Here is an 11,697-nt window from a genome sequence, read left to right as displayed (position 1 = left end):
AGGAGAGACACAATGCGAACCGCTCTTGTGACCGGGGCCGCCGGTTTTATTGGCGCCCAATGCTCACGCCGCCTTCTGGAACAAGGCTGGCGGGTGGTCGGGCTTGATGCGATGACCGACTATTACGACGTCACCCTCAAACAGGCCCGTCTGAGCGATCTGCTTGAGAACGACGCCTTTCGCTTTGTCGAAGACGCGGTCGAGACACCGGAACTGCTCATGGGGCTTTTTGCCGAAGAGGGCTTCGATCTGGTCATCCATCTCGCAGCTCAGGCCGGGGTGCGATATTCGATCGACAATCCCCGGGCCTATCTTGACAGCAATATCACCGGGACATTCGAATTGCTGGAGGCGGCGCGCGCGCACCCGCCGCGCCATATGCTACTGGCCTCGACCTCTTCGGCATATGGGGCCAATACCGAAATGCCCTATGTCGAAACGATGCGCGCCGACCATCAGATGTCGTTCTATGCGGCCACCAAGAAGGCCACCGAGGCGATGGCGCACAGCTATGCCCATCTCTATGATCTGCCTGTGACGATGTTCCGATTCTTCACGGTCTATGGTCCCTGGGGACGGCCCGACATGGCGCTGTTCAAATTCACCCGGGCCATCCTGCAGGGCGAAGCGATCGACGTCTACAATCATGGCGACATGCGGCGCGACTTTACCTATATTGACGACCTGGTCGCCGCGATCATGGCACTGGCCGAAACCGTACCGGTGCGCCCCAGCCCGGAAGATTCCGTAGCGATGGGGGACAACCTGTCGCCGGTGGCTCCATTCCGGGTGGTAAATATCGGCAATTCCAGCCCAGTGCAGCTCACCGATTTCATCACCGCGATCGAAACTGCCATCGGAAAACCAGCCAAGCGCAATCTGATGGCGATGCAGCCCGGTGACGTGCCCGCCACTTGGGCGGATACAACCCTTTTGAAACAATTGACCGGGCATGTGCCAACGACGCCGGTGACCGAAGGCGTCCGGCATTTCGTGGACTGGTACCGGAGTTATTACGCGGTATGATCCATGTGACTTGGCCTTCCGATTGGTTCGGGACCACGTTTGGCGTGTCCGAAATATTCAGGAATGCCAGGTTTTTGAGCATAATTTTGTGTCGCGGCACGATACATGGATTCCCCGTCGCGGCCCAGACAAGGGTAAGCGCGACGAATATTCCATCAAGCCGTCCTTGGCGGTGTCGCGCAATTGATTTGAATACCGGTCGAGGGCAATGTTGGCCTCGTTCCGGCCAGTAGAATGACAGGACTGAAAAAATGGCAAGGCGCAATAAAATCGCAGTCTGTATTCATGTCTATTACGAAGACATGTGGGACTATATTGCAGGGTATCTCGCGAATATCCCCGAGGGTGCAGATTATTTCATCACCTGCCGGGAAGAAATCCATGGGTTGATCTCGGAATGGGCGGCGCGGGATCTTGAGAATGCCGAAGTTGTTGTCACGCCCAATCTGGGGATGGACGTTCTGCCGTTTCTCCAGATCTGTCGCGAAAAGGAATTGTATCGCTACGACGCAGTTCTGAAACTGCATACCAAGAACCAGAAATCGAAACTGCGCGCAGATCAGGGCAAGATCATGCTGGACGGGCTGTGCGGCAGCACCGCCCTTGTCGAACAGATCACCGAAGTCTTTCGCGACGACCCGGATGCCGGCATGGTGGGAACGGCGTTCCAACTGCGCTCGGCCAATGCGCTGATGTATGGCAACCGGGATCGGATGGCTTCACTGCTGGAGACTCTGGAAATCAAGTTGACTGACTGGCCCTTCTTTACCGGGACGATGTTCTGGATTGCCGGGCGCATGCTGAAGGACATTGCCGAGCTGTCACCGCAATTCCTCGAAGAAACACGCGGCGAAGAAATGAGCACCGGCGGCGATGGCGCGCTGGCACATACGCTGGAACGGGTCTTCGGCGCCTTGAGCAAATCTATGGCGGCCAATACCTATCTGACCGAAAGACAGGGATACAAGTCCGACGATTTCCTGGTGCTTCCCCTGCGCGAACATGGCCCCGCCAACCACTGGCGTATTCTGGAACTCGGCAGTGCGGATTTGATACGCCGTCATGTGGAGGCAGAGCACTGGTGCCGTTCGATTGTCAATTCGGACTTCTTCGACCGCGAGTATTACCGCAAATCGGCCGGCCGCTATATGGTGCCGGGAATGGACGATGTCTATCATTTCGTGCTTTACGGTGATCTCTTCGAACTCGACCCCAGCCCAAAGTTCAGCACAACCTATTACCAGTTGCGCCGCCGCGACGTGGTCCGCGAAACCATTTGTTCTTTGGCCCACTATCTTCATGCCGGCCACCGCGAGGATTCCTCGGCTCAGCCAACCGAAGAAGAATGGCAGGCCCTTTCAAATCGGCATTTTCTGTTCGATGCAGAATGGTATCAGACCACATATCCCGATGTCGTCTGTTCCGGGATGGAGGCCGAGCAGCACTATCGGATGATCGGCAGTCGCCTGGGACGCACGCCAAGCGCAAAGTTCCGGCCCGACGAAATCCCGGTTATTGCTGGGAACCCGGACGCAGACCGGGGCAGCATAGAGTGTTTCTTCAAGAACCACTACATTGAGGAAAGCCTTCTTTACGCGGTGCTGAAGCGCGCGGCGCAGAACGGCGATTACGCGATCATGCCGTCCTTTGCCAAACGAATTCTGAGCAAATTCGGCACAAGCCGGGCGCTGAATGAAGCGCTGGCCACGAGTTATACCTTGAGCGGCAAATGGGACCGCGCCGAGGAACTGTGGACCAAGTTTTGGGAAGAAGCGAAGCGCGGTGACGATTCCTGTCGGCACGGAACCTCCTTTCTGGACCTGGATCGTGAATCAAAGACCCTGGACGGTTTCAAGACCATCGAGGCGGATGATCTTGAAGGACAATCAGGGTCCAAGCGGTCGGAAGTGCGCGGCAAGATCTGTATCTATACAACCTTGTTCGGCGATATCGACAAACTGAACCCGGTTACCAATCCGGTCGAAGGCATCGACTATATCTGTTTCACCGACCGCCAGCGTCAGGCCAAGGGCTGGCGCCAAGTCATTGTCGACCCCGGTCAGCCGACCGACAATCTGAACGCCAAGATATTCAAGGTTCTGCCGCACAAGTACCTGCAGGATTACGAATATTCGATGTTTGTCGATGCCAACACGGTATTTTTGGGCCGTACCGGCGAGTTGATCGATTTCTGCCTTGCCGGTGGGGATTTCGTGATGTGGCAGCATCCTCTACGTGACGACACCTTTACCGAGGTTTGCGCAATCATTGCCCACCGTCGACACGGCCCTGAAAAGATCCTCGCCCAGATTCAGCATTATGGCGAACAGGGTTTACCGCGCAATGCCGGAATGTTCGAGGCCTCGTTCATCTGGCGCCGCCATATGGAGCCCGGTTTAAGTGACTTCATGGAAAAATGGTGGGATCATATTTGCGAATTTTCCAGCCGCGACCAGATTTCTCTGTCCTATCTCGTTTGGAAAACAGGGGTGCGTCCTGGCCTTCTTTCCAGAGATTTCGGAACCTCGCGCGAAAACATCTTCTTTTTCAAGGCTCCGCACAGCGATGGCCGGGTGCGGCCAGAGGATGAGGTCAACCCGCTTCTGAATACGCCAGCGGTGCAAAACCGGGCGCGTGACATCACTTTCCTCTATCACGAAAATTTCGCCGCGCCGGGTCGACCATCCTGCGTGGTCAGCAGCTTTCGGGAATTGTTGCAGACCATTACGAAGGCACGCGTGAAGTGCGTTATGTCAGCGATCCGGCAGAGATCCACAACAATGTGGTGGTTCTGGCCAAGGGCTTCCTCAAGATGACCACACCGGATGAGTTGCGCGCTCTGCGCCGCGACAACATCCTGATCGCGGATTTCGTTGACGAGCCGCCGAGGAAGGAACTGATCGGTGAAATCGACATGCTGATGGCCTCGTCGCTTTGTGGTTACCGGGATTATCTGTCGTATTTCCCGAACGTTCCGGCCAGCCATGTCACCCACCATGTCGACACCCGGATTGCCCGCTGCGAAGAGGCTTCGACGGAGGATTTCCGCGCCGGATATTTCGGCGAGTTGGTGAACACGATCCAGCATGAAGACATCGAGGAACTGGTCGATTTCAACCTGGTAGACACCAGCAAACCGAGCAACGACTGGATCAATGCGCTTGAGAATTACAATTTTCACTATGCGTTTCGCCAGAGCAGGGGCATCGACGGTGCCAAACCGTTCCTGAAAGGTTTTGTCGCCGCCCATCGCGGTGCCAACATGATGATCCAGAAATCGGCAGGCGATGCGTCCTTCTATCTCGGCGCAGATTATCCTTACCTGATGGACAACGACGCCAGCCCGGAGGAGATCGCCGAGGCACTGCGGCACGCCCGCGACAGCATGGGCGGACCCGAATGGCATTACGCCCGCGAAATCATGCGCGAGGTTCAGGCGCGCTCGTCCTTGCAGCATGTATTGGGCGAATTCGACGATATGCTGAAAGCGCTGTGATTCGATCCTGAAACTGGAGGCAGCCCTGCGCCAAACACGGGGCTGCCTGTGACCTTGAAACTGCCGGTGGGCAATCCTCCCACCCTGGACGAAACCAGACAGCGCGCAACGCTTTCCCGGCTTGCGTCAGGCGCTTGGCCTGTGAAACGGGTCAGGACGCTAGTCACCCAGAATCGAAGTTCGGTTCATTGTCTTCAGGCAGAAGCGAGGATTTCGTCGGCTGATTTGACCCATTTGTAGGGTTTCGGATCCTGCGAATGGTCGTGTGTGAATACCCCGTTTCGGCCGTCATCGACCAATGGACGCATCCTTCAGTGTGGTCTCCAGCGTCTGCTTGATGATCCCGGCAACCTGCGCGTCGGAAATGCTACGTGGGCGGCCTGCGCGGTAACTCGTCCGACAGACCTTCAATCCGATGTTCGGCAAACCGCCTGCGCCACTTGCCAACGGTATGCTCGGCACGACCAAGTTCCTTGGCAACCTCTTTGCTGATCAAACCATCCGCGCAGCGCAGCACAATCCGGCACTTGTCCGAAAGCGACCGCTCTTCATCGCTAAGCTCAATTGCAACCGAAGCCCACCTCCTGATTTGCCCCACATCAATGGTGGCAAATTCTGTTTCGGGTGACTAGGCGCTCCTGACCTTGAAGCTCATCAAGTGCGCGGATCATACCACGTGTCCGGCACCGACGTTGGAAACGCCTTGCGCACGACCGAGTATTCCGGTTCGAGCAACGCGTAATAGCCGGCACGGATATCTTCCGGCATATCCGCCGGGCGACCGGCGTTGACCCTCTTGGTGTCAGATCCGGTGTGATGTGGGACGCCAAGGAAATCGCAGATCTGGTTGCGCACATCCTGGGTGAACATGGTCTCGTAAAACAGGAACAAAAGATCTTCTTCCGGGGCGACCCTGCGAAGCTTTTCGATTGTATCCTTATAGCCGGACCGGGTCAGCATCGGATGTGTCTTGTTCTGGATGACCTCATTGGCCAAGGCCCGACAGGTGGCTTCGAAATCACCGTCGAGTTCGTGGGCACGCATGCGCACCGCCGACCAGAGCCGGTCAATCGGATCGCGCATCACAAAGACGAACTTCACCGAAGGTGCAAGCGCATACATCTCGGCCAGCCGCTCTTCGGGCAGGGCACAGTAGGATGGTGTAATGTCGCCAATGATCTTCTGCGAAACGTGCCCCTTGGTCAGGTATTTGCGGTATTCTTCATGGGTACCAGACTCATTCTTGTAGATCTGAATGGCTTCGAGCGCAGCCTCCACCTTTCTGATCCCGGCAGATATATCCTGGGCAGGTGTGTTCTGAATCTCGGCCACGCGTTCTGACAGCATGTTGATCTTCGAGTTCAAGTGATGGCGTTCGGATCCGGATGCCATCACGTCGAAGTAATGCACCTCTTTCTGGCGACTGAAGTGCATTGATGGATGCGTGCTCAGATAATCATAAAGCCAGGATGTACCAGCCTTCATTGCGCCGATCCCGAGCAGCAGTGTCGTCTTTTCGGGCCATCTCTCCGACCAGGTCGATCCATCAGTCGCGATTTCTGGTATTTCGGGAATGACGGGCGTTTTTCCGGATTGGCGATCCTCGACGCCGACATCATAAGCATCGATTGCCGTTGCGTAGCTGCTGGGTCTCGTCATGCTGGTCCGGTTGCGGAACCACTGGACGCCTTTTTTGACCACACGGGCAGGGTTTCCGCCGATCACGCAGTTGGGGTCGGGGAATCGTCGTGTCACAACGCTACGTGCCGCCACGATGCTTTCGTCGGCGATAGTCGCGCGCTTAGACAGGTAACTCCCCTCACCAACCCAAACCTTGCGGCCAATGCTGACCCCACCGGACCCGTCGATATAGGCCCCGGACTCCTGGTCGAAGATCAGATGCGGATTGTCGCCGAAGTGCAGGGTGATGTTTCTGGAGAACATGCATTGCTCTCCAATATTGACCTTGGCAAAGTTGGTGTAGATTTCGAAATGCCCGCCCGGTTCAATCGAGAAGTTGTTGCCGATCCTGAGTTCAACACCGTGCACCGGCTGATAGAGCCGATGGACAGGTTAAAATCCTTCAGGATACATTTCCCGATGTCGACAATGTTGCCATCGCCCCGGATGTGGATGTTGACCCGGGCTGTGGCATTCGTATTTGCAATGCGAATGGTATTGTTGCGCCCACTGATGCTGACGCGGAAGTGGCTTGAATTCTCAATGCTTACGGTGTTGCCATTTTTGTCGGTCGTTTCGGAGGGCGTGGGGGTCGCACACATGGTATCTGTAATCCAGTCTCACCAAGCCTGGGCTGGCTTGCGTTAGGCGAATATTATAAGTCTCATTGTCTTGCCATGCAAACAATCGGGAAAAGGCTGGACCAGAGTCGGGACTTGATGACCCGATATCCTGCCCCCGGATATGTCTTGCATCTTTTTCGCGTTGGCTGGTCCTAGCCTTTCAACAGCCCCATCAGGTAGCGGCCATAGTCGTTCTTGCGGAATTTTTCGGCGCGAACGGCGAGTTGGTCGCGGTCGATCCATCCCTGGTCAAAGGCGATCTCCTCGGGGCAGCCAGCGCCTGTTGGCCCTGGCGTTTCTCCAGCGTGCGCACGAAATTGCCCGCGTCCAGCAGCGAGCCATGGGTGCCGGTGTCGAGCCAAGCATAACCGCGGCCCATACGTTTCACGTCAAGCTGGCCCTCACCCAGATACATTTCCAGCAGCGAGGTAATCTCAAGCTCTCCGCGCGGCGAGGGTTCGACCGCACGCGCCCGCTCGGGGGCGCTTGCATCGAGGAAATACAGCCCGGTCACCGCATAGTTCGACGGCGGCACCTCAGGCTTTTCGATGATCGTAGTGGCGCGGCCATCCGTGTCGAAAGCCACCACACCGTAGCGTTCTGGATCGGCGACCCGGTAACCAAAGACCGTGCCGCCGGTGGTGCGTGCATCGGCCTCGGCCATCATGTCGGGAAGCCCGTGACCGTAGAAAATGTTGTCGCCCAGCACCAGCGCCGAAGGCCCCCCATCAAGGAAGTCTTCAGCCAGAATGAACGCCTGAGCCAGCCCGTCCGGGCTGGGTTGGACCACATAGGTCAGGGAAATACCCCATTGGCTGCCATCGCCCAGGGTGCGTTTGAACTGATCTTGATCCTGTGGTGTGGTGATCAGACAGATCTCGCGGATCCCGGCCAACATCAGCACCGACAGCGGATAGTAGATCATCGGCTTGTCATAGACCGGCAGCAGCTGTTTCGAGACCCCCATGGTGATCGGGTAGAGCCGTGTGCCGGAGCCGCCTGCGAGAATAATGCCCTTGCGTTTCGTCATCGGAAAATACCTGCCTTATGTCTCAATGAATTCCGGGAATGTCAGCATCTGCGCATCGAGATGCGCAGCGTAGAATGCCATATCCGCCTGATAAAGCCCGGCCACCCGGGCGCTCAGCGCGTCGTCAAACAGTTGCGCATGCGCCTGCAATTTCCCCGCACGTTTCTGTGCCGCCAGTTCGGCCAGCGGCATGTCCGAGAAATTACCCGTGCGCAGCAGCGCAACCCGATCAGTGCCATGTCCGGTCAGGGCCCGGGCATCATGCACCTCAAATCCGATGTCTTCACGCAGCGTCGGGATCGCATCCCGAAAGTTTTCGAGTGCGAAGACGCGGGAATAGGTTTCAAAAACCAGAAAGTCAACCTGGGGGCGCCAGTGGATATTGGCCAACAGCAAATTGTCCTCATCCAGCAGCGTGACAAAGTCGCGGAAGGTCAGCTCATCTGGGTCAAAACCGTCGCGGGTCAGCCGGTAGAGCTGCCAGAGCTCGGGGGTCTTGTCGACGATCTTGTCGAGGAAAACGCTGGCCAGTCGCGCATGCGGGCAGCGCAGGACCACGAAGCTGAAAGGCGCGCGCACCAGATCCGGCAGTGTCGCCGAAAAGGTACCGTTGTTGAGGTGAATCCATGTCCAGTCTTCGGGCCCCGCCAGGCAATTGTTGGCCCGCGCCATGGAATAGCGCAGGGTCGAACAGGCGTTCTTGGGAATGAAGCTGTAGATGGCCCCTGATTTATAGTGAACCTGCGCGTAATGCGCGGCATGGGTATGGGCCTTGTTCGTCGACAGGGTCACGTCTTCCTGTCGGGCGTATCGCAGTAATCCGGTCACTGTGCTGCCACCTTCAGGTCCGCCAGAATGTCCTGCAAGCCTGTGCGCCAATCCGAGCGTGCAATGCCGAAAACCTTTTCGGTTGTCGTGTTGTCCATGCGCGAGTTCAACGGTCGTGCCGCCGGAGTGGGGTAGTCGGTGGACGGGATATCGGCCACCTCGCAGGTAAGCCCGCCTTGGGCAAAGATCTCGCGGGCGAAATCGGCCCAACTGACATCGGGACCACCAGAGAAATGATAGGTGCCCGACTTGCCTGGGTCGGTACAGAGTTGTGCGGCAATATTCAGACAGGCATCGGCAATTGCCGCCGCACAGGTCGGTCCGCCAATCTGGTCGGCGACAATGGTCAACCGGTCACGTTCCGCACCAAGCCGCAGCATGGTCTTGACGAAATTGTTGCCATGGGCCGACACCACCCAGGAGGTGCGCAGGATGGCGTGGGGGCCGCCAGCGGCACGCACCGCGTCTTCGCCCACCAGTTTCGTGCGCCCATAAGCGCCCAAAGGCCCTGTCGGGTGATCGACGGCAAAGGCTGTCTCCCCTGCCCCATCGAACACGTAATCGGTCGAAATTTGCACGAAGGGCAGCCCCCGGGCCGCTGCTGCGCGCGCAATGGCCCCCGGGGTGGTGCCGTTGATCTGCAACGCCAGATCTTCTTGTTCTTCGGCCTTGTCCACGGCGGTATAAGCCACGGCATTGATCACCGCATCGGCGTCGGTTGCTTCGACAAAGGCAACACAGGAATCAGGATTGGTAAAATCTGCCTCTTCCAGCCCACGCACCTCCAGTTCGACATCGCCCGCACGGCGCTGCAGTTCCTGACCAACTTGGCCGATCTCACCGAAAACGAGTACCTTCATGGGGTGTTCCTCTATATTTCTGTGTCAATGATTGGGTCAAAATTTCAGACATGTTTTTTGGACCAAAGAGAATTCGTCCGAATTACAAACCGGTAATTTGGTTGGCGGGGTCTGGCCCCGCCGCCGTCTTCACGCTTTCACGCCCAGCCTTTGGCCGACACCTGCACGCGCCTGCAGCGGGCGCCACCAGGCCTCATTGTCCAGATACCATTGCACGGTTTTTTCCAGACCTTCCTCGACCGTCACCGAGGGCCGCCAGCCCAGCTCGTCGCGGATGCGGGATGGGTCGATGGCATAGCGCGCATCATGGCCGGGGCGATCCGTGACAAAGGTGATCTGATCACTGTAGGACCCGCTGTCCTTGGGGCGCTTCTGGTCCAGAATGGCGCAGAGCGTCTTGACCAGTTCCAGATTGGTGCGCTCGTTTTCGCCGCCGATGTTGTAGGAGCGGTTCAATTCGCCTTTTTGCACCACCAGCAACAGCGCATCGGCGTGATCTTCGACATAAAGCCAGTCGCGGATATTGTCGCCTTTGCCGTAAATCGGCAGATCCTTGCCCGCCAGCGCATTCAGGATCACCACCGGGATCAGCTTTTCGGGGAAATGATAGGGACCGTAATTGTTTGAACAATTGGTCAGCACCACCGGCAGCCCATAGGTTTCGGCCCAGGCGCGCACCAGATGGTCGGAACTGGCCTTGGACGCGGAATAGGGCGAGCGCGGATCATAGGCCGTGTCTTCGGTGAACATCACCGACGGATCATTGGGCAGGGATCCGAACACCTCATCGGTGGAAATATGGTGAAAACGGAAGTTTGCCGGTTTGCCCTGGGCCACCCAGTAACTGCGCGCGGCCTCCAGCATGTTGTAGGTGCCGGTGATATTGGTCTCGATGAAATCGCCCGGCCCGTCGATCGACCGGTCCACATGGCTTTCGGCTGCCAGATGCATCACCACATCAGGTTTATGGGCGGCAAACACCCGGTCAAGCGCGGCGCGATCGCGGATATCGGCCTGTTCGAACGCATACAGCGGGCTGTCGGCCACGGTGGCGACATTTTCAAGACAGGCAGCATAGGTCAGCGCATCAACATTGACGACCTCGTGGCCGCGGCTGACGGCCAGCCGGACAACGGCCGACCCGATGAAACCGGCGCCGCCGGTGATCAGAAGCTTCATATTCTCAACCCTCCCAGGTGAACGGGCTGTCAAAATCCTTGAGAAGCGGCGCCGCGGCGTCCTTCTCGGAGAGCACGGCCGCGCTGGTGTCGACGCGCCAGTCGATCCCGATATCGGGATCGTCAAAACGCACCGCCCCGTCACATTCGGGCGCGTAATAATCGGTGCATTTGTAGTTGATCTCGGTGTCTGGTTCGAGCGTGGCGAACCCATGCAGGAAACCTGCGGGAATCAACAGTTGCTTGCCATTCTCGAAGCTCAGCTCCTCGGCCACCCACTTACCATAGGTCGGGCTGCCGCGGCGGATATCGACCGCCACATCCAGCAGCGCGCCGCGTCCGCAACGCACCAGCTTGGTCTGGGCATGGGGGGGCGACTGGAAATGCAGGCCACGCACGGTACCAACGGTACGGCTGAGCGAATGATTGTCCTGCAGGAAATCGTAATCCAGCCCGTTCTGAGCCATCCGCTCCTTGTTCCAGCTTTCCGAAAAGAAGCCGCGATTGTCGCCGAAGCGTCGGGGGGTAAGGATCACAACACCGGGCAGGCCAGTCTCTTCAATGGTCAGCATAATATAAACTTTTGTCGTTTGGATGGTTTGTTCGCTGACTGTCTATACAGAATGCCGGCACAAAAAAAGGAAGAACTTCGCAAACTGTATACCCCCCGCAGAGATTGCCCGAAAAGGTGGCGAAAACCCGCGCCACAGCCGCGCAAAGGCCCGCAGTCACAGGTCGAAACAGGCTGAAACAGGACCTCGCCCCCCCGATCTCACCTGATAGAAGGTCACGCAACCTTGCCCCCCCGAACGGAAGCCAGCCGCGACACCGCATTCAAATATGCTGAAATCCATGCTCAGGTGATCGCCGCCAAGGTCCCGTGATATCACCTGTTGCGACACCACAGAGGTCCGACCAGATGTCCGGCCATCTGGTCCTCGGGATCTTGCGCATATCCGTCGGTCGACCCAGAGAT

At 57.5% G+C, this 11,697-nt stretch carries 9 protein-coding genes and 1 pseudogene; 3 read left to right on the top strand and 7 right to left on the bottom strand.

Annotation, left to right across the window (positions count from 1 at the left end):
• Positions 1–12: 12 nt before the first annotated feature.
• The 3 genes from AC0L4F_RS22105 (at position 13) to AC0L4F_RS22095 (ending at position 4,522) form a co-directional block, all read left to right on the top strand.
• Positions 13–1,026: an SDR family NAD(P)-dependent oxidoreductase gene (locus AC0L4F_RS22105; RefSeq protein WP_244691510.1), complete on the top strand. Its 1,014-nt coding sequence runs from the start codon at positions 13–15 to the stop codon at positions 1,024–1,026.
• 251 nt (positions 1,027–1,277) lie between these two features.
• Positions 1,278–3,842 carry a rhamnan synthesis F family protein gene (locus tag AC0L4F_RS22100; protein ID WP_280520728.1) on the top strand — a complete coding sequence of 855 codons (2,565 nt, stop codon included), beginning with the start codon at positions 1,278–1,280 and terminating at the stop codon, positions 3,840–3,842.
• Positions 3,770–4,522 carry a carboxymuconolactone decarboxylase family protein gene (locus tag AC0L4F_RS22095; protein ID WP_244691509.1) on the top strand — a complete coding sequence of 251 codons (753 nt, stop codon included), beginning with the start codon at positions 3,770–3,772 and terminating at the stop codon, positions 4,520–4,522. Before AC0L4F_RS22100 ends, AC0L4F_RS22095 begins: the two co-directional genes overlap by 73 nt.
• 367 nt (positions 4,523–4,889) lie before the next feature.
• Here AC0L4F_RS22095 and AC0L4F_RS22090 read toward each other — a convergent pair whose 3' ends face one another.
• The 7 genes and pseudogenes from AC0L4F_RS22090 to rfbC all read right to left on the bottom strand — a co-directional run bounded on the left by AC0L4F_RS22090 (position 4,890) and on the right by rfbC (position 11,293).
• A complete protein-coding gene (locus tag AC0L4F_RS22090; RefSeq protein WP_473447029.1) occupies positions 4,890–5,120 on the bottom strand; it encodes a helix-turn-helix domain-containing protein in 231 nt (76 codons plus the stop codon).
• A 56-nt stretch (positions 5,121–5,176) separates the two neighbouring features.
• Positions 5,177–6,571 carry a sulfotransferase gene (locus AC0L4F_RS22085; protein WP_244691508.1) on the bottom strand — a complete coding sequence of 465 codons (1,395 nt, stop codon included), beginning with the start codon at positions 6,569–6,571 and terminating at the stop codon, positions 5,177–5,179.
• Between the two features lie 406 nt (positions 6,572–6,977).
• Positions 6,978–7,855: pseudogene (gene rfbA, locus AC0L4F_RS22080) on the bottom strand (glucose-1-phosphate thymidylyltransferase RfbA).
• A gap of 15 nt (positions 7,856–7,870) precedes the next feature.
• Positions 7,871–8,683: a sulfotransferase family 2 domain-containing protein gene (locus tag AC0L4F_RS22075; RefSeq protein WP_244691507.1), complete on the bottom strand. Its 813-nt coding sequence runs from the start codon at positions 8,681–8,683 to the stop codon at positions 7,871–7,873.
• Entirely contained in the window at positions 8,680–9,543 is an 864-nt protein-coding gene (gene rfbD / locus AC0L4F_RS22070) for a dTDP-4-dehydrorhamnose reductase (RefSeq protein WP_244691506.1), read from the bottom strand. The genes AC0L4F_RS22075 and rfbD overlap by 4 nt, the downstream gene beginning before the upstream one ends.
• Before the next feature lie 129 nt (positions 9,544–9,672).
• Positions 9,673–10,722: a dTDP-glucose 4,6-dehydratase gene (rfbB, locus tag AC0L4F_RS22065; RefSeq protein ID WP_244691505.1), complete on the bottom strand. Its 1,050-nt coding sequence runs from the start codon at positions 10,720–10,722 to the stop codon at positions 9,673–9,675.
• 4 nt (positions 10,723–10,726) lie between these two features.
• Positions 10,727–11,293: a dTDP-4-dehydrorhamnose 3,5-epimerase gene (gene rfbC, locus AC0L4F_RS22060; protein WP_244691504.1), complete on the bottom strand. Its 567-nt coding sequence runs from the start codon at positions 11,291–11,293 to the stop codon at positions 10,727–10,729.
• Positions 11,294–11,697 lie beyond the last annotated feature (404 nt).

This window comes from Marinovum sp. J2-8, assembly GCF_055808435.1.
Note: the sequence above shows the minus strand (reverse complement) of the source record. Positions and strands in the feature narration are given on the sequence as shown.